The sequence below is a fragment of the Streptomyces hygroscopicus subsp. hygroscopicus genome (genome assembly GCF_030269125.1).
GTDB lineage: Bacteria > Actinomycetota > Actinomycetes > Streptomycetales > Streptomycetaceae > Streptomyces > Streptomyces hygroscopicus_C.
This window is the reverse complement of record NZ_BSSM01000003.1, coordinates 517,477-535,366: the sequence shown is the minus strand read 5'-3', so window position 1 is coordinate 535,366 and position 17,890 is coordinate 517,477. Positions and strand designations below refer to the sequence as shown.

Sequence of the window (17,890 nt, the reverse complement as noted above, 5' to 3'; positions counted from 1 at the left end):
GCCCCGGGAGCTGTACGAGGGGCGGGGCGTCAGTCGCCGCCGAGGTCGGCCAGATGCAGCTGACCGCGAGAGGTGACGCCGAGTTTGGGGAAGATGCGGTGCAGGTGCTGGCCGACCGTGCGGTGGGAGATGAACAGCCGTGCGCCGATCTCCCGGTTCGTCATCCCGGTGGCGGCCATCTTCGCGATCTGCAACTCCTGCGGAGTGAGACTGTCCAGCGTGTCGTGACCCGGTCGGCCCACCACTTCCCCGGCCGCGCGGAGTTCGGTCCGCGCGTCCTCGCCGAACGCCTTGATGCCCAGCGCGTCGAAGCTCTCGATGGCTGCCCGTAGCGGGCGGCGCGCTTCGACGACCCGCCGCTGGCGCCTGAGCCACCGCCCGTAGGCCAGCTGGAGCCGTGCCCGGTGGAAGGGCCAGCTCGCCAGCAGCCTTGTGTCCAGTGCCTGCTGGTAGAGGGCCTCGGCCGTGTCGTCCGAAGCGACAAGGGGATGGACGTACAGGGCCATGGCCCGCAGGTACGGCGCGTTCGTCCGCTCCGCCAGCACGTCGAGGCGGGCGGCCTGGCGCTCGGCTTCTTCCTGGCGGCCGGTGCGGACCGCCGCCTCGATCAGGTCGGCGAGGCCTACGCACCCCACGAACGGGTGGTAGGCGATGTCATTGGGGTCCAGAGACCGCGCCAGCTGCTCGAACGCCTCGTTGTACTGGTTGCTGACGATCGCCTGGAGGCCCCGGGCGAGCTGGGCGAAGCCCAGGATCGACTGGGCACCCACCGACAGCAGTTCCGCCTCGGTCGTCCGTACTATCTCGTTCGCGAGGTCCGGCTCGCCCCGCTCACTGGCCAGCGCGGCGGTGGCCAGGTCCGCGACGAGCGCCCAGCGGGGCCGACCGGTGTCGCGGGCCAGCCGCCTGGCCTCGTCCGCCGCAGTCCTCGCCAGCCGGTGCTTGCCGAGGTGGATCGCCGCCCACGCCTGGGACGCCAGCGCCTCGCCCAGCAGGCCGAGGCGGCCCTGCCGGCGCAGACCGTCGACGGCCGCGCACAGGTACGGCCAGGAGAGGTCGAACGCCCAGACGGCGGTCAGCGACGCTCCCAGAGCATGCTGCTCGGCGGGATCGTCCACGGCCTCCGGGGTGAGCCGGCGGGCCCGGTCGATGACCCACGCCGCCTCTCCCACCGGGTCCGCGCAGGCGGCGATCGACAGGACCATGGGTTCGTTGTCCCGGGTCTGCAGGCGCCGTGCCGTCGCGACGACGATCTCGCGGGTCTCCTGGGTCGGGTTGCCGTACCAGCAGCTGATGGACAGCGGCCACAGTGCGCGCAGCGCGAGTCCGGCTCCGTCGCTCTCGCTGTCGGCCAGCTGGTCGGCCACCTCCGCGAAGGTCCGCACCCGCTCCGGGCTGTACCAGCTCTCCTCGTTGAGGGCCTCGGTCCACAGGGTGAGGCGGAGCCGCTGCCCTCGTTCGAGATTCGCGGACTTCACCTCGGCCAGCTGCCGGCGGGCCGTGGTGACGTCGCCGAGTTCGAAGTTGATCTCCGCGGAGCGCAGCAGGAGGCGGCCGCGGTGGGTGTGCGGGGAGCTGAGCTGGGCCGCGTGCCGCAGCGCCTCGGCCGCGGCCTGCGGAGCGCCCCGGCGCAAGGCCCTGACGGCGGCCGCCTCCAGGTCCAGGGCCACCTCGTCGTCCACGCCGGGGGTGGCGATCGCCCGGTGCCGTGCCCGGCGTTCCTGCTGTCCGGCCAGTACGGTGGCGAGGGCGGCGTGCCCGGCCAGCCGTCGGGAGGGGGTGGCGGCGTGGTAGACGGCGGAGCGGATCAGAGGGTGCCGAAAGCGGACCTCGTGTCCGCGCACGTCGATGAGGCCGGCGTCGACGGCGGGTTCCAAGGAGTCGACCGACAGCGACGTGCCGTCGAGCAGTCCCGCGGCCTGGAGGATCTCGCCGAGGTCGCCCTCGTCGTCGGCCGCGGCGATCAGCAGGGCGGTCTGCGTGGACTCCGGCAGCGCCGCTGCCCGCGAGAGGAACGCACGCTCCAGGCGCCGGGTGGTCGGCAGCCACGGGGACAGGACGGGGTTGGTGTCCGCTTCGTCGGCGAGGGCCGCCGGGAGTTCGACGAGGGCCAGCGGGTTGCCGGCCGCCTCGGCCAGGAGCCGGTCGCGCAGGGCCGGCGTGAGTTCCGGGGCGCGGGCCCGCAGCAGGTCCCGGGCCGCGTCGACGTCCAGCCGGGCCAGCTCCAGCTCGGGCAGCCCCGCGTCGTCCAGCACGGTGTCGTGTCCCGCGCGCACGGCCAGCAGCATGACGGCCCGCTCCGCTTCCAGCCGTCTGGCGACGAAGGCGAGGACCTCGCCGCTCGGTCTGTCGATCCACTGCGCGTCGTCCACGACGAGGAGGACAGGGGACTCGCCGGCCAGCGTGCTGATCAGTTCGAGCGAGGCGAGCCCGACCGAGAACATCTCCGGGGCCGCGCCCTCGGTCATGCCGAAGGCCGTGGCCAGCGCCTGGCGCTGCCGTGGCGGCAGGGAATGGCTGTGCTCGAGCATGACCGGGTTGAGCACCTGGTGCAGTCCGGCGAAGGGGACGGACGCCTCGGACTGCACGCCGAGCGCCGACAGCACTCGGCACCCCTGGGCGACACCGGCCTCACGGGCCGCGCGCAGCAGGCTCGTCTTGCCGATGCCGGCTTCTCCGCGCAGCACCAAGGAGCCGCCCGCACCGGCGGAACTCCGGGTCATCAGGTCCGACAACAAACGGAGTTCGACCTCACGCCCGTACAGCATGTCCCCCAGCAGCTCCCGTCTCTCCCGCGGTGCCGGTCCACTCGTCGACGCAGCCGGCGCTGTCAGGACGTCCCGACCCTCACCTCCGCGGTGGCCAATCGAACACAGTGTCCAAAAGTTAGCATGTTTCTATTCGGCTGACAGGGGGAGCGTTCCGGTACCGATCTTCAAGACAGGCTCTCGCCAGGGGCGATTCCATCGACCACGCGATGGCCGTCGACGGGGAAACGTAACGGAGGATGGCTGGAAAGCACCCGCTGTTTCCGTGCGGAGACAGCGAACGTACATGGACGGGGAGTCCTCGAAAGGTATCCCGGAGCGGTACCGGTAATTCCGGGAAGAAGGGAAAAGGGAGAGGGGCGTGAGAGACTGTCGTCCTCTCACGCCCCAGGACGCCACACAGGCGTGCTTCGGGTCAGGCCGCCGGGGCGAGAACCACGGCCGTGCCGTAAGCGCAGATCTCCGTGCCGGAATCCTGGGCGGTGTTCACGTCGTAGCGCACGGCGAGGACCGCGTTCGCGCCGCGGGCACGGGCGGCCTCGACGAGCCGCTCCATGGCCTCGGTGCGGGCCTGCACCAGCGTCTTGGTGAGCCCCTTCAGCTCACCGCCGATCACGGACTTGAGCCCGGCGCCGAGCTGGGCGCCGATGTGCCGGGAGCGCACGGTCAGCCCGAACACCTCGCCGATCACCTGCTTCACGCCATGGCCCGGAACATCGTTGGTCGTGACGACCACGATGTCCGAGTCATGTGCCGATCCGCCGGTGTAGTCCTCGATGGACATGAAGTCTACCTTTCAATATTGAGTCATATAGCGTGGCCATGCCGCGCTGACATCGCGACACATTACCGATGTTGACAGTGATCCTTGACATCGCTCAGTGTCCGTACAGGTCGGCCACCCACCCCGGTCCAGAGCCCCCTTGGCGGCGTGCGGCAGCGAGGCCACGACGGCAAGCCGTTCCGGTACCTCGTAGGGGGCGAGCGCGTCACGGCAGCGGGTCGGGAGGTCTGATGCGCCCCGCCAGGACGAGGCCGTGGACATCCTGCGCCAGTACGGCGTCCCGTGCGCTCCGGTGCTCAGCATGAAGGAGATCGCCTACGATCCCGCGTTGCGCAGCAGCGGCAGCGTCGTGGAGGTCGAGCACAAGGAGCGCGGCACCTGTCTCACGGTCGGCGGCCCCATCAGGCACGAGAACAAGGTCGTCGCCTCCCACGACTGACCCTGCGGCGGGCATGAGAACGCGTCCCCTCCCCATGAGACGGGAAAGGGGGCGTGGCACCCGCCCCCCACAGCAGCCGTCGGGAGAGCCCCACACGTGTGAAACCCCCTGTGAGTACCGGCTCTCCGTGAATCGCTTGATCGAGTGATGCTCCGACAGATCGGTGTCGTCAGCATGGGGGTCGCACGACCGTGAACGCGCCGCACGTCCCGCGGCTTCGGGCAGGGAAGAGGACCAGAGGAGATGACCAGGATGACCATGCCACGCCGGAACCGCCTCGGCTACGTCGCCGCCCTCGCCGTCGGCGTCTCGCTGTTCGCGGCGGCCTGCGCCGGTGCGGGGCAAGGGCGGCCGAATGCCGGGAACAACCAGGAGGGCCGGGCGGCGGGCCCCGCCGCGCCTGCCGTGAGCCTCACCTCGCGGCAGGCGCGGCACGCGCTCCTCACGGAGGCGTACCTGGGGTCCCAGTGGACCGAGGCCGAGGACTCCGGTGACCGACGCGACGGTCTGCTGCGGGGCACGGTGGACACCCAGGACTGCCTCACCCACGAGGAGTACGCCGCCGCCTGCCAGCAGCTGCTGGACCGGCTCAGCGGCGGCCGGGTACTCGGCACACCGCTCGCCGGCACACAGGCGGTGGCCGTGTTCGACGCCGACAACGGCAACCGGTTGCGCTACGAGGTGGGTACCTACCCCGCCGCGGAACTCCGCTCGGCACGAAGCTGGTTCGGCGCCCTGCCGCAGAAGTGCGGGGTCTTCACCGCAGTCCGGCCCGACGGCAGGACCGAAGACGTGCGGGTCACCTCCCTGCCGGTGCCGGAGGGTGACGGCACGCGGCAGGCCCTGTCAGTCGTCGCGAAGGGGACGACGGAGGGCGTGCCGTTCACCATGTCGCTCGACGTGGCGCTCATGACGTCCGGCGACAGCGCGATCAGCCTGGTCAACGGCGGTCTCGCCGACGCCTCCCACCTCACCACCGGGCTCGCCGTGCGGCTGGGGGCACCGCGGCTGACCACGGTGCTGGCCGGCGGGACTCCCCCGCCGCAGCCCGCCGGTCTGCTCGACTGACAACGGACAAGGGCATGTAACGTCAACCTCCAGTGACATCACATGTGTTCCGATGATGACTTGGCTGGTGTCCCTCTCGTTGTAGGCTGCTTCCGGCCTCCAAACTCACTCCGCGAAGGCAGTCATGCGTATCGGATTCGCACTTCCCCAGTTCCACCGTCAGGCGTTCGAGGTCGCTCGGGTCGCGGAGTTCGCACGGGAGGTGGAGCGGGCAGGGGCCGCCAGTCTCTGGGTCGGGGACCGCAACCTGGCCGCGGTGGAGCCCCGCGTCGGCTACGGCGGGCAGGGCACCACCATCCCGCCGGAGCTGAACCCCGCCGCCGACCCGTTCGTGCTCCTCGGAGTGGCCGCCGCGGCGACGGAACGCGTGCTCCTCGGTTCCCATGTGCTCATCGCGCCCCTGTATCCGCCGGTACAACTGGCTCGGGCGCTGACCACCATCGACCTGATCAGCGGCGGACGGCTGCTGGCCGGCTTCGGCATCGGCTGGTCACCGGAGGAGTACGAGGCGGCGGGCCGGGACTTCGGCCGGCGCGGGGCGCTGCTGGACGAACTGCTCGACGCGCTCGAATCCGTGTGGACCGAGGACCCCGCCGAGTACTCGGGGTCGCTGCTGTCGGTGCCGCGGCACCACGCGCCACTCAAGCCGGCCGGGGTGCCGCGTCCCCCGGTGTTCCTGGGGGCGCTCTCCGAGCGGGCGCTGCGCCGGGTCGCTCGGCGCGCGGACGGCTGGCTGCCGCTGTGCGTGGTCCCGGACTACGTCGACGTCGACGGCCTGGCCGCCCAGCGCGCACTGCTCGACGAGTGGGCCCGGTCCTCGGGGCGGGAGCCGGCTGACGTCGACACCGTGCTGCGCGTCAACGTCTCCGCGGGAACGGGCGTGCCTGTGGTGGCGGAGGCGATCCGCTCCGTGTACGACGCGACGGGCATCGACCACTTCATGGTGGACACGATGTACGAGGCGGAGACGGTGGAGGAGTCCTTCGCCTACGCGCGTGAGCTGCTCACGCTGCTGCCCGCCGAGTAGGAAGACGCATGCCCACGCGGCACGCACGGAGACCAACGCAGGGCGCCTCCCGGACCGGACGGGTGAGGAGACCGGGAACCCGGCGGGCGAGGAGACTGCGGAGCCGGAAGACGGCCGGGCCCCCGGCGAGCGCTGAGTCGCCGCCGTATGAAGCGCGCGTTGCCCTCAACGTGTTCGCGCCGTAGAGCCGCCGCCCGTTGGCGAAGAAGGTGGAGTGCCCGCCACACCGCTCAGGTCGACGGACTCCACGTCCTCGGCGACCCGGGATGTCGAACTCGCGGCGGGCCTCCAGTCCCACCACGAAGAAGAACGTCATCAGACCGCTGTCGGTCCAGCCGCGCGCGGTCAGCAGCAGACCGTGTCCGTCCACCGGCGTTCACGGTCACCGGTGTGCCCCAGAACCTCGCGTACCCGTGCAGGTCGGCATTCGCCCAGGAGAGGGCCGTGGCGACGGCCAGCAGCAGGACCGCCCCGCCGGCCGTCTCGGTGCGCGGGAACTCGCCCGGCGCGGTGGCCTCGGCGCGGGGTTCCCGTGCTCATGGCGTCTCGGGCGCGGCGGGCTCCGCCGCCTCGGCGCGGTCCATGACGCGGAACAGCAGCACCAGGGACGGCAGGATGACGACGCCCGCCGCGCAGGCGACGCCGACGAGCACCCAGAGGGTGGCGTCCGGTGACGCGGCGTCCTGGAGGGAGAGGTGAGTGCCGAGCATGTAGGGGTACTGGGACACGCCCCAGCCGCTGACGATGAGGGCGACGGCCGCCGCCGCCGTCGCCCTCAGGCCCCGGGTGCGCTCGGCACGCAGCAGGGCGAGGCCCAGTAGTCCGCACAGCGCGGCGAGCAGCGCGAGAGGCAGCGCGCGGTGGCTGAGCTGGTGGAACAGGCGGGGGGCGTCCGCCCGCAGCAGGAAGACGCCGGCGATGCTGACGACACCGGTGACGGCGCCCGCGGCGACTGCCCGGTCGCGGAAGTAGCGGAGCAGGTGGGGGTCCGCCTGCTGCCGGGCGGCTACCGTCAGGTAGGCGGCGGCGAGGTAGGCGCAGGCCAACACGGCGAGCACGCCGCCGAGGGCGCTGGTCGGGTTCAGCCAGCTGGTGACGGCGTTCCCGTTGCCGTGGGTGGGCACCCGCCCGGATGCCAGGGCACCGGCGACGGAGCCGAAACAGTAGGGCGTGAGCACCGAGGACAGCGCGAACACCGCTCCGTACACGCGCTGTTCCGGTGTACGGATCGAGGCCTTGCGGAACGCGAAACCGGCTCCGCGCAGCACGATGCCGAGTGCGGCGATCCCCAGAGGCAGGTACAGAGTGGACGTCATCGCGGCGAACGCGGTCGGGAAGCCGCTCCACAGCATGACCAGGCAGTAGATCAGCCAGGTGTGGTTGGCCTCCCAGACGGGGCCGAGGGAGTCGTCGATCAGGCGGCGGGGCTCCCGGCCGCGGCCGGCCCCGCCCGCGATCAGGTCCCAGAACCCCGCCCCGAAGTCGGCGCCGCCCAGGACGCAGTAGGCGATCACCCCGACGAAGAGGAACACCGCGACCAGGTCGGCCATCTCAGGACGCCTTTCCCGTGCTGGTACCGGCGAAGCGTTCCGGCCCGTACGGCACGGACACGGCTTCGTCGCCCTGTTGTCGCCAGCGCCGGGTCATGGACCGCAGCACCCACAGGGCGGCGGCACCGACGACCAGGTAGATCAGGAGTACGGCGCCGAAGAAGGGCCACAGGTCACCCTTGGTCGCCACCGCGTCCCGGGTGAGGAGGTGACCGACGACGATCCAGGGCTGGCGGCCGACCTCGGTCACCACCCAGCCGCTCTCCAGACAGACGACCGCCACGAGCCCGCATACGGAGGCCACCCGCAGGAACCAACGGCCGGCCGTGAGTTGGGAGCGGCGCCGCCACCACAGCCAGCCGAACCACAGGACGACGGCGAGCATCAGGAAGGAGGTGCCCACCATGACGTCGAACGCCCAGTGGACGATGTTCGCCTGTGCGTCGTCGGGCCGGACGTCGGCCGGGACGGCCTCCAGTCCCCTGATGGTCGTGGACGGCTTGAAGCCGGCCAGCAAGGACGCCATGTCGGGCACCTTGATGCCGTAGCGCACCTTGCCGTCGACCAGCGCGCCGCCCAGGGTCTCGGGCACGTGGGAGCCGGTGACGGGCAGGAGTTCGATCGACGCGAACTTCGCGGGCTCGTCGTCGAAGACCTGCCGGGCGATGGTGTCCCCGACGAGGATCTGCAGCGGCAGGGCGCAGGCGGCGGTGACGAATCCGGTGAGGAAGCCCACCCGGTGGTAGCGGTCGCGCCGGCCGCGCAGCATGCCCACCGCGTAGACCCCGGCCACGACGAAGCCGGCGACGATGTACGCCGCGAGGAACATGTGCCAGAACTCCAGCCAGAAGGCGCCGTTGAAGAACACCTCAGCGGGACGTACGGCGACCACCTTTCCGTGTTCGACGGTGATGCCGCCGGGCTGGTTCATCCAGGCGTTGGCGGCGACCACCGAGGCCGTGCCGCCGATGCCCGCCAGACAGACGGGAACGCCGGTCCAGAAGTGCGCCCAGGGCCGCATCCGGCCCCAGCCGTAGATGTAGAGGGAGACGAAGATGGCTTCGAGGAAGAAGAACAGGCCCTCGATCGCGAAAGGGAAGCCGAAGGCGGAGCCGTAGTCGCGCATCAACCTGGGCCATAGGATGCCCAGTTCGAAGGAGAGGACGGTGCCGGTGATGGCGCCGACCGCGAACAGCACGGCGGCCGCCTTCGACCAGCGGCGGGCCAGCAGCAGCGCCTCGGCGTCGCCCTTGCGCAGCCCCCGGTGGTGGGCGATGAGCATGAGCGTGGTCAGGGCGATGCCGAAGGGCACCAGGATGATGTGGAACCCGAGGGTGAAGGCCATCTGCTCGCGGGCGGGCAGCAGTTGCGCGGGTTCCGCGGCGGCGGCCAGGGCGGGCAGGTGGGCGAGCGACTCGGCTGTCGTCATGGCCGGGATCAGTCCTCGGGGCTGGGCGCGACTCGCACCTTGATGTTCTTCATCAGGGGCTGGTTGCTCTGCCGGCTGTAGTCACTGGCCGCGATCAGCACGTTCATCTCCGGCATGTATCCGGCCGCGCAGCCCCGCGGCATGCTGTACTCGATCGCCCGGTAGCGCTTGAGATACCGCTTGCTGCCGTCCCGGGCGGTGGCCGTGATGTCGACGAGGCCGTCGGGCTTGATGCCGCGGGCGCGCATGTCGTCACCGTTCATGAGGACGAGGGTGCGCAGGTTGCTGATGCCGCGGTAGCGGTCGTTGTCGGAGTAGATCGTGGTGTTCCACTGGTCGTGGCTGCGCATGGTCTGAAGGATCAGCACGTCGTCCTGCGGAGGGGCCTCGGGCAGGGGCGCGGCCGAGAACTCCGCGCGGCCCGAGGGAGTGAGGAAGACCAGTTCGCGGGCGGGCTGCTTGATGCGGAAGCCCAGCGGGAGCCGCACCCGGCGGTTGAAGTCCTCGAAACCGTCCAGCACTTGGGCCATGGTGTCGCGGATGCGGTCGTAGTCCTCGATGTACGACTCCCAGGGCGTCCCGCTGTCCGGGAGGGTGGCGCGCGCCATGCCTGCGATGATGGCCGGCTCGGAGAGCAGGTGCGGCGAGGCCGGCTTCTTCATGCCGGCCGACAGGTGCACCATGCTCATGGAGTCCTCGACGGAGACGGACTGCGGCCCGCGTCGCTGGTGGTCCTTCTCGGTGCGGCCGAGGCACGGCAGGATCAGCGCCTTCCGGCCGTGCACCAGGTGGCTGCGGTTGAGCTTGGTGCTCACGTGCACGGTCAGCTCGCAGTTGCGCAGGCCCTGGGCGGTGTACGCGGTGTCGGGCGCGGCGAGCACGAAGTTGCCCCCCATGCCGACGAAGACCTTCACCCGGCCCTGGTTCATGGCTTCGATGGCGGCCACGGTGTCCATGCCGTGTTCGCGGGGCGGGTCGATACGGCAGACGTCGGCGAGCCGGTCCAGGAACTCCGGTCGAGGCCGGTGGTCGATGCCGCAGGTGCGGTTGCCCTGTACGTTGCTGTGCCCGCGCACCGGGGAGGGACCGGCGCCCTCGCGGCCGAGGTTGCCGCGCAGCAGCAGGACGTTGACGATCTCACGTACGGTGTCCACGCCGTGCTCGTGCTGGGTGAGGCCGAGGCACCAGCTGATCAGGGTGCGGTCCGAGCGGGAGTAGATCTCGGCGGCCTTGAGGATGTCGGCCCGGGTGAGACCGGACTGCTGTTCCAGCTCCTCCCAGGACGTGGCCTCGCACAGGGCGCGGTAGGACTCGAAGCCCTGCGTGTAGCGCTCGATGAACTCCTTGTCGAGCGCCTTGGGGTCGGTGCTGCTCTGCTCCAGGACCGCCTTGGCGATGCCGCGCAGCAGGGCCATGTCGCCGCCCGCGCGCACCTGGAGGTTGAGGGTGCTGGTGCGGGTGGCCTTGAACAGGGCCATGTCGGTGAACTCGTGCGGCACGATGGTGCTGGTCGCGGCGGCCTCGACGAGCGGGTTGACGTGCACGATCTGTGCGCCGCGGCGGTACGCCTCGGCGAGCGCGGTGAGCATGCGGGGCGCGTTGGAGGCGGCGTTGACACCCATGATGAACAGGGCGTCGGCGGCCTCCCAGTCCTTGAGGTCGGCGGTTCCCTTGCCGGTGCCGAGCGCCGCCTGGAGCGCCCGGCCGGAGGCCTCGTGGCACATGTTGGAGCAGTCGGGCAGGTTGTTGGTGCCGAACTCGCGGGCCATCAGCTGGTAGAGGAACGTCGCCTCGTTGCTCAGCCGGCCCGAGGTGTAGAAGGCGGCCTCGTCGGGGCTTGCCAGGGCCCGCAGTTCGCGGCCGATCAGGTCGAAGGCGTCCTGCCAGGTGATCGGCACGTACCGGTCGCTGCTCGCGTCGTAGACCAGCGGCTCGGTCAGCCGGCCCCGGTCCTCCAGCGCGAAGTCGGACCACTCGTCCAGCTCCGCGACGGTGTGCTGGGCGAAGAAGTCGGCGCCGACCCGCTTGGCCGTCATCTCCCAGGTGACGTGCTTGATGCCGTTCTCGCAGATGTCGAGCTTGAGGCCCTTCGTGTCGTCCGGCCAGGCGCAGCCCGGACAGTCGAAGCCGCCGTTCTCGTGGTTCATCTTGTGGATGGCACGGGGCCCGTCGAACAGCGCCCGTTCCTTGATCAGCACCCGGCCGACGCTCTTGGCGGCGCCCCAGCCGGCTGCGGGGTGGTGATAGGAACGGTGGCGGGGCCGCTTGTCGTCGGCCGGTCCGTCTCCGCCGGTGGTTGAGCGGCCGACGGCGCCGTCCCGCGGATTCGGCGTCGGGTCGACTTCGGATGCGGTCATGTCGTGCGCTCTCTTCCTGGAAGGTCCGTGACTGAGGGATGACACGGGGACGGATGAGGTCGAGTCGGTGGAGTTCAGGGCTCCACCGGTACGGCGGTGACGCGAGCCGTCGAGCCCGCCCACGTGGCTGCCAGAGCGGCGGTGACGAGCAGAACCGGCACCAGCGGGGCTCCGGTGTGCAGCCAGCGGTACGCGGCACCCTCGGCGGCCGCTCCGGCGACCAGCGAGAGCACGACGCCGACATTGCGGACCGACAGGCGTCCCTGGCCGACGAACGCGGTGACGATCGAGGTCAGCAGGCCGGTCAGATAGGCCGTGGTGACGTCACCGCCGGCGGTGACCCGGACGCCGGCGTTCTGGCAGCCCATCGCCATGGCGGTGAGGAGCAGCAGCAGGACGCGCCCGCCGCCGTGCGGCGCCCCGTGCCAGATCAGCCATCCGCCGGTCACGAGCCACAACGACAAGACTTCCAGGAGCAGCCCGCCCCGGATGCCCGACCCGGGGACGCGCCCCCGGCCCGCCGACACCACTGTCCCGGCCGCCGCTCCGACGAGGTAGCCGAGCAGGGCTACGGCGACGGAGCCGGCGGTGGCCGGTTCCGCGCTGCCCAGACGCAGGCCGAGCAGCGCGGAATTGGCGGTGACGACGCTGGTGAAGACGCCGAGGGCCAGGAATCCGAAGGCGTTCGCCGCGCCGGCCGCGAGGGTCAGCAGGTACCGGGTGGTACCACTGTGCCCCGGCCAGGGGGCCGGCTCTGCGCTCACTTGGCGAGGAAGTCCAGCAGGGCCTTGTTGACTTCTTCGGGGTGGGTCCAGGCGATGTTGTGCGGGCCGCCCTCGACGGTGACGAACGTCAGGTCGTCGATCAGCCCGGGAAGCCGCTTCGCCGTGTTCTCGTACGGCAGGATGCGGTCCGCGTCGCCGTGCACCAGCAGCGTCGGCACGTCGATCTTCGGCAGGTCCTCACGGAAGTCCGTCAGCCACGTGTCCACACACGCGTGCGCCGCCCAGGCCGACGCCGCCACGGCCACATTGAAGCTGTTCTGCCACGCCTGGTCACTGATACGCGTCCCCGCGTACATGTCCACGTTGTAGAAGTTGTCGAGGAAGTCCTTGAAATACGCCGGACGATCCTTCAGGATCGCCGCCTTGATCCCCTCGAACACCGAGGCGTCCACGCCCTCCGGATTGTCCTCCGTCTTCAGCAGGAACGGAGGAATGGCCCCCAGCAGCGCCGCCTTCGACACCCGCTCGGACCCGTAACGGCCCAGATAGCGCGTCACCTCCCCCGTGCCCATCGAGAATCCCACCAGCGCCACGTCCCGCAGGTCGAGATGCTCCAGCAGCACCTTGAGATCCGCCGCGAAGGTGTCGTAGTCGTACCCCACGGTCGGCTGACTCGACTGGCCGAACCCCCGCCGGTCGTACGTGATGACCCGGTATCCGGCCTCCAGCAGCACCCGCTCCTGCTTCTCCCACGAATGCCCGTTCAGCGGATACCCGTGGATCAGGACCACCGGGCGACCGGTGCCGTGGTCCTCGTAGTACAGCTCGATCGAGCCGTGGTTCTCCTGCCCCACCGTAACGAACGACATGACACACACCTTTCGTCGATTTCAGGCCCAGCTTGGTGTCATCGGCCCGGTCTCGCATCACATGAACGTGTGAGGAACACTCCCGTCATGCGTACGGCCGGTTCAGTCGTCGCCGAGGCACTCCCTGAGGAACGCGTCGACATCGATGTCCTCCTGCCCGCGGGGCACCAGCCGTTCGGTGGCCCGCAGGAAGTCGCGGACGGCGGACTTGCGCACCTCGATGAGCACGGCGCCGGAGGGCGGGCTCAGGGTGATGCGGGCCTTCCGGCCGGCCGAGGCGGCGTCGGGTGACATGTGGATGTCCCCGGCACCCACGGGGAAGTAGAGTCCGTCGGCGAGCAGGTCCCGGGCGAAGACCCAGGTCACCTGGCGCTGGTGGGGAAGGAAGAAGGAGACGCGCACCGCCAGCGGATCGGACCGGTCGTAGTCGAGGTGCGCCCGGACGGGGACACGGAGTGTGCCGGCCGGGGCCAGCCACACCCAGATCTCATGACGGACCGTGGCAGAAGGATCGCCGCTCGGTGTCGGGCCGGCCGGACGTGCCACGTGCTCACGATGCTGGTCCATCATCTGCTCCGTTCGCTCTCCTGACGACCACGGGACCCAGCCTGTCCAAAGCACCGCTGCCGGTCATCCGTCATTTGACGGCATAGTGAGAAATTCCTTGCCCGTACGGGTCGACGTCTGCGAAACCACGCCACTTTGGGAAAGCAGGTTTCCCTGAAACGGGTGCCATCACGGGGGCAGGCTCAGAAGTCGCTGTGAGGCTGGACGGGTATGACGGCACACACGGTGGTGCCCTCCCCCGGCGCGTGCCGCACGCTGAGCGACCCGCCCAGTACGGCCACCCGGTCGGCCATGGCCGCAAGGTGCGCCGAGTCCGGTCTCGGGTCGGCAGCGACGCCGTCGTCCGCCACGGTGACCACCAGATCCAGATCGAGGTCGGTCACGACCTGCACTCTGCTGGCCTGGGCCGCGTGCACCGCCCTGTCGAGCGCTTCCCGGACCAGGAAGTACGTGTGCATCTCCACCGCGTCCGGCAGCCGTTCCCGCAGGTTTCCGGCGATACCGACAGGCGTCGGCCACCGCTGTGCGAGCGCGCCGAGCGCGGCCGGGAGTCCGCGCAGCCGGAGCAGGCCCGGATACAGCTCGGCCGTGACGTCCCTCACCTGGGCCAGTGCCTCCTCGGCGTCCCTGATCGCGTCGTCGAGCAGCGTGGCCGCCCGGGAGGAGACGGCTTCGTCGCCGAGGTGCTCGCGAGCCAGGTTCAGGCCGAGCAGCAGTGACGTCAGCCGTTCCTGGGCACCGTGCTGGAGCGCGTTCGCGGCGGCGCGTTGCCGGCCGGCGCCGATCCGCGCGCCGAGTGCCCGCTGTGTCTCTTCCACCTTGGGCTCTCGGGTGGCGGTGGGGATGCCGTCACCGGTGTGGAAGACGTACACGGCGACCAGGCCGCACGGCCGGGCCAGGGAGATCACGGACCACTCGACCGGAAGAAGAGAGCCGTCCGCGTGGGTCAGGGTGCCGCGACGGCGGGGGCAGGAGGGCCACCGTTCCCCGGCGCGGCGGTGCTCGGCGGGCCTGCCGTCACTGCCCAGCAGGTCGGAGGGACGCTCGTAGCCCATGAGATCGGCAACCGGTGGATTGGCGTAGGACACCCGGTGATCGGCGTCCACCGCCCACGCCGGCTGCTGAATGACGTCAAGGAGGTTTCCCAGATCATCAGCGATTGACGTCATCGCGCTGCCCCTTCCCCTAGGGATTCCGAGAACGTGCCTCGATCACGGCCCCGACGGATCAGGCGTGTTCCCCGACCGCGATCCGGCCCCCGTCCCCGTGTCGGTCACGTCCGCTGCCCGGCTGATCCGTGGTGCCCGGCCTCTTCGCCGCTGATGACACGACTGTCGCAGCCGGCGCCCACGCAAGGCATCCGTCATTTGACGTCAGTAAGAATCCGGCCAGATCAGGGGCCTTCTTTTCTCTTCCGGCCAAAGGGGGTGCGGGGCTTGACAGCCCCTCGCGCGTAACCGCGTACCCCCGGGCAGTTCCCCGCTCAGCGGGACAGGGCGTCACGCAGGGCCGCCCGAGACGTGATGCCGAGCTTGGGGAAGATGCGGTACAAGTGGGAACCGACGGTACGGGGCGAGAGGAGCAGCCGCTCGCCGATCTGTTTGTTGGTCAGGCCCTCCGCCGCCAGCAGCGCGATCTCGGTCTCCTGCGCGGTCAGCCCGGCGGCCGCGGCCGCGGGGACGACCGGGTGCGGCTGTGGCTGGCCGGCGGCGCGCAGTTCAGTAGTGGTGCGTGCGATCCACGGAGCCGCGCCCAGTTCGTCGAAGATCTCCAGGGCCGCGTTCAGATGTCGGCGTGCCTCGATCGGCGCCCGCGCCCGGCGCAGGCGTTCGCCGTACAGCAGGCACACACGTGCGTAGTCGAACGGCCAGTCCCGGGCGCCGGGGCCGCCGACGGCCTCTTCGAACAGCGCCGGGGCCTGCGCGTCGGAGGCCACGAGGGCGCGGGCGGCCAGCGTGAGCATGCCCAGGCGAGGCGACACCTCCCACAGGGCGGCCTCGCACATGGCCCGTACGTGGGCCTCGGCCTGCTCACGCCGGTTGGTGCGCTGGGCGGCCTCCACGAGGTCGAGCGCCACCCACAGGGCGTGCGGGGTGTACGCGGCGAGTGTGCCGGCCGGGCTGAGGTCGCAGGCATGGTGGAACGCGGCCTCGAAGTCCCCCCGCCCGATCGCGCCCAGGGTTCTGGCGTGGTGGGCGAAGCGGGCCGCGCCGTAGGCCCGGCGCTGGGTGGTCACGCGGGTCAGTTCGTCGGCCCACTTGTGCATGGCGGTGTCCTCACCGCGGACCGCGGCGAGCAGTGCCTCGTGGAAGAGGAAGTAGTAGCTGATGAAGTCGTAGCCGTGCGCCTTGGCGAGGGCGAGACCTTCGTCGGCGAGGCGCTGCCCCTCCTCCCAGCGGCCGGTGGCGAAATCGTCCAGGCACAGATGCATCAGGCAGGCCAGGCTGCTGCGGACGGTGCCGCCCGCCCGGCCGCTCTCGATGAGCCGCCAGGCGCTGGCCCGGCAGCCGCCCAGCAGGTCCATGTAGACGGCCGAGGTGTTGACCCGGACGATACTGGCGGGATCGAACTCGGTGCTCTGGCGGTCGATGAGCGCGGTCAGCCGCCGCCGGGTCTCCGCCGTGGCCCGAGCCGTGTCCGGGAACGCCTTGCTCATCACCAGGATGATCTCCGGTGGGGCCGGGACAAGCCGGTCGATGGCGTCGAACACCGGCGCCCAGAACTCCTCTCGTCCGGCCCACCAGCAGATGAGCAGCAGGGTGTACAGGGCGTCGGTCAGGTCGGTGTTGGTGGCGTCGTACCCGTGGTCGCCGTTCTCGATGGCGGAGACGACCAGGCTGTGGGCGGTCTCGATGACGCCGTCCCCGTTCATCAGGATGAACGCGGCGGCCGCGGCGGCGTGCAGGGAACTCCCGAGGCCGGGGTCGAAGGTCCTGGCCTGGTCGAGCAACTGGGAGGCACTGCCCAGTTCGCCCGTCACGTCAGCGCCGAGGTAGGCGGCCTCGGCGAGCCGGCGGCCTCGGTCGGCGGCACGGGGACTGAGATGCGCCGCCCGGGTGAGGGCGGCGATCGCGCCAGTGGCGTCCCCTCGGTGCAGCTTGCGGCGGGCCGCCTCCTCCAGGAGGGACGCGACTGCCTCGTCGGGCTCCACGGACGACTCCGCCAGGTGCCAGGCCCGGCGCTCGGTGTCACGGGTGAAGAAGTCGGCCAGCCTGCGGTGCACCCGTCGTCGTTCCACGTTCGTCGAGGACTCGACCACGGCGGAACGCACCAGCGGGTGGCGGAACAGGACCCGGCCGGCTGTCCCGTCGACCTCGATCAGCTTCGCCGTCTGCGCCGGGAGGAGCGCAGTGGTTTCGGTGTCCGCGGTCGCGGTGCGCAGCAGCCTTAGATCGCCGCTGCCCTCCAGTGCCGCCAGCAGAAGGGCGTCCCGGGTGGACTCGGGCAGTTGTCGGATGCGTGAGGCGAACAGCGCCTCGATGCCGTCGCTGAGGGGCAGCACCTCGGGGAGCGCGGCACCGGCCGACATCTGGGTGGGGTCGAGGGCCTCGGCGAGTTCCAGCAGCGCGAGCGGATTGCCCCTGGCCTCGGTGAGGATGCGCCGCCGTACCCGCAGCGCCATCTCGGGAAAGGCGCTGCGCAGCAGCGCGTCGGCCGCCGCGTCGTCGACCGGCAGCACGCGCAGCGCGGGCAGACCGGTGGGGTCGAAGCGGCTGTCCTCGCCCGTCCGGGACGCTGTGAGCAGTCCGATCCGGCTGCCCGCGAGGTGGTGCGCAAGGTGTTCGAGGACGATCGTGGTCGGCCGGTCGATCCACGGCAGGTCGTCCACGATGAGCAGCAGCGGGCGCTGCCGCGCCTCGTGCCGCAGGACGTCGAGACAGACGCGGGCGATGACCGCGCGATCCGGCACCCGCCCGGACCGCAGGCCCAGCGCCACCATCAGCGCGTTGCGCTCGTCCTCACCGAGACGGGCGAAGCCCGCGGCGAGAGGCAGCAGCAGTTGGTTGAGCACCGCGTAACTGACGTCGGCCTCGAACTGCACGCCCGTGACCCGGATGACTCGGGCGCCGACAGCCTCCGCGCCGGCCTCCGCGGCATCCAGCAGAAGGCTTTTGCCGACCCCCGCCTCCCCGCTGAGCAGCAGTACGCCCCCCTTTCGGCGGGCGCGGGAGAAGAAGACGCCGAGCACGCGCAGCTCCGCGTCACGGCCGAACAGCCGCACCTTCGCCGCTTCTTGATCCCACATGGAGTACCCCTGGCAACAACGTACAGTACCTATCAATACTGCAGCTAGTTGACTTGGATAC

General features: G+C 70.7%; 12 protein-coding genes and 2 pseudogenes. 3 read left to right on the top strand and 11 right to left on the bottom strand.

The genetic code is table 11. The annotated features are described in order from the left end of the window. Positions 1–29: 29 nt before the first annotated feature. Together QSK45_RS10505 and QSK45_RS10500 are read right to left on the bottom strand one after the other, a co-directional pair. Positions 30–2,768 (bottom strand): ATP-binding protein, encoded by a 2,739-nt coding sequence (locus QSK45_RS10505; RefSeq protein ID WP_285555437.1) that lies wholly within the window; start codon positions 2,766–2,768, stop codon positions 30–32. Positions 2,769–3,183: 415 nt separating this feature from the next. Beyond that, complete coding sequence (locus QSK45_RS10500; protein ID WP_285555435.1) at positions 3,184–3,552, bottom strand: YbjQ family protein; 369 nt, start codon at positions 3,550–3,552, stop codon at positions 3,184–3,186. A gap of 250 nt (positions 3,553–3,802) precedes the next feature. Between QSK45_RS10500 and QSK45_RS10495 the strand changes: the two are divergent. From QSK45_RS10495 to QSK45_RS10485, 3 genes and pseudogenes are all read left to right on the top strand, one after another. Further along, positions 3,803–3,991: pseudogene (locus tag QSK45_RS10495) on the top strand (CoA transferase); the annotation flags it as partial. Between the two features lie 252 nt (positions 3,992–4,243). Then, a complete protein-coding gene (locus QSK45_RS10490) occupies positions 4,244–5,059 on the top strand; it encodes a hypothetical protein (protein WP_285555433.1) in 816 nt (271 codons plus the stop codon). 124 nt (positions 5,060–5,183) lie between these two features. Next, complete coding sequence (locus QSK45_RS10485; protein WP_285555431.1) at positions 5,184–6,086, top strand: TIGR03619 family F420-dependent LLM class oxidoreductase; 903 nt, start codon at positions 5,184–5,186, stop codon at positions 6,084–6,086. A 230-nt stretch (positions 6,087–6,316) separates the two neighbouring features. Here QSK45_RS10485 and QSK45_RS38415 read toward each other — a convergent pair. From QSK45_RS38415 to QSK45_RS10445, 9 genes and pseudogenes are all read right to left on the bottom strand, one after another. Further along, a pseudogene (locus QSK45_RS38415) lies at positions 6,317–6,571 on the bottom strand (hypothetical protein); the annotation flags it as partial. Between the two features lie 51 nt (positions 6,572–6,622). Beyond that, on the bottom strand, positions 6,623–7,636 hold the full coding sequence (locus QSK45_RS10480; protein ID WP_285555430.1) for a cytochrome d ubiquinol oxidase subunit II: 1,014 nt from the start codon (positions 7,634–7,636) through the stop codon (positions 6,623–6,625). A 1-nt stretch (position 7,637) separates the two neighbouring features. Further along, the gene (locus QSK45_RS10475) at positions 7,638–9,065 is read right to left on the bottom strand and encodes a cytochrome ubiquinol oxidase subunit I (protein WP_285555428.1); all 1,428 of its coding nucleotides are present in this window, start codon (positions 9,063–9,065) and stop codon (positions 7,638–7,640) included. 8 nt (positions 9,066–9,073) lie between these two features. Further along, entirely contained in the window at positions 9,074–11,422 is a 2,349-nt protein-coding gene (locus tag QSK45_RS10470; RefSeq protein ID WP_285555426.1) for an FdhF/YdeP family oxidoreductase, read from the bottom strand. Between the two features lie 74 nt (positions 11,423–11,496). Further along, positions 11,497–12,186 (bottom strand): YoaK family protein, encoded by a 690-nt coding sequence (locus QSK45_RS10465; protein WP_285555424.1) that lies wholly within the window; start codon positions 12,184–12,186, stop codon positions 11,497–11,499. Further along, a complete protein-coding gene (locus QSK45_RS10460; protein WP_285555422.1) occupies positions 12,183–13,016 on the bottom strand; it encodes an alpha/beta fold hydrolase in 834 nt (277 codons plus the stop codon). The genes QSK45_RS10465 and QSK45_RS10460 overlap by 4 nt, the downstream gene beginning before the upstream one ends. A gap of 102 nt (positions 13,017–13,118) precedes the next feature. Next, a complete protein-coding gene (locus QSK45_RS10455; protein WP_285555420.1) occupies positions 13,119–13,583 on the bottom strand; it encodes an SsgA family sporulation/cell division regulator in 465 nt (154 codons plus the stop codon). 182 nt (positions 13,584–13,765) lie between these two features. Further along, positions 13,766–14,752: a sensor histidine kinase gene (locus tag QSK45_RS10450; protein WP_285555418.1), complete on the bottom strand. Its 987-nt coding sequence runs from the start codon at positions 14,750–14,752 to the stop codon at positions 13,766–13,768. A gap of 314 nt (positions 14,753–15,066) precedes the next feature. Next, positions 15,067–17,829 carry a helix-turn-helix transcriptional regulator gene (locus QSK45_RS10445; RefSeq protein WP_285555415.1) on the bottom strand — a complete coding sequence of 921 codons (2,763 nt, stop codon included), beginning with the start codon at positions 17,827–17,829 and terminating at the stop codon, positions 15,067–15,069. Between the last annotated feature and the right edge of the window lie 61 nt (positions 17,830–17,890).

Coding starts and splice junctions, on each gene's coding strand:
- QSK45_RS10505 (WP_285555437.1), bottom strand. CDS start 2,768: ATGCTGTACGGGCGTGAGGTCGAACTCCGTTTGTTGTCGGACCTGATG.
- QSK45_RS10500 (WP_285555435.1), bottom strand. CDS start 3,552: ATGTCCATCGAGGACTACACCGGCGGATCGGCACATGACTCGGACATC.
- QSK45_RS10490 (WP_285555433.1), top strand. CDS start 4,244: ATGACCATGCCACGCCGGAACCGCCTCGGCTACGTCGCCGCCCTCGCC.
- QSK45_RS10485 (WP_285555431.1), top strand. CDS start 5,184: ATGCGTATCGGATTCGCACTTCCCCAGTTCCACCGTCAGGCGTTCGAG.
- QSK45_RS10480 (WP_285555430.1), bottom strand. CDS start 7,636: ATGGCCGACCTGGTCGCGGTGTTCCTCTTCGTCGGGGTGATCGCCTAC.
- QSK45_RS10475 (WP_285555428.1), bottom strand. CDS start 9,065: ATGACGACAGCCGAGTCGCTCGCCCACCTGCCCGCCCTGGCCGCCGCC.
- QSK45_RS10470 (WP_285555426.1), bottom strand. CDS start 11,422: ATGACCGCATCCGAAGTCGACCCGACGCCGAATCCGCGGGACGGCGCC.
- QSK45_RS10460 (WP_285555422.1), bottom strand. CDS start 13,016: ATGTCGTTCGTTACGGTGGGGCAGGAGAACCACGGCTCGATCGAGCTG.
- QSK45_RS10455 (WP_285555420.1), bottom strand. CDS start 13,583: ATGGACCAGCATCGTGAGCACGTGGCACGTCCGGCCGGCCCGACACCG.
- QSK45_RS10450 (WP_285555418.1), bottom strand. CDS start 14,752: ATGACGTCAATCGCTGATGATCTGGGAAACCTCCTTGACGTCATTCAG.
- QSK45_RS10445 (WP_285555415.1), bottom strand. CDS start 17,829: ATGTGGGATCAAGAAGCGGCGAAGGTGCGGCTGTTCGGCCGTGACGCG.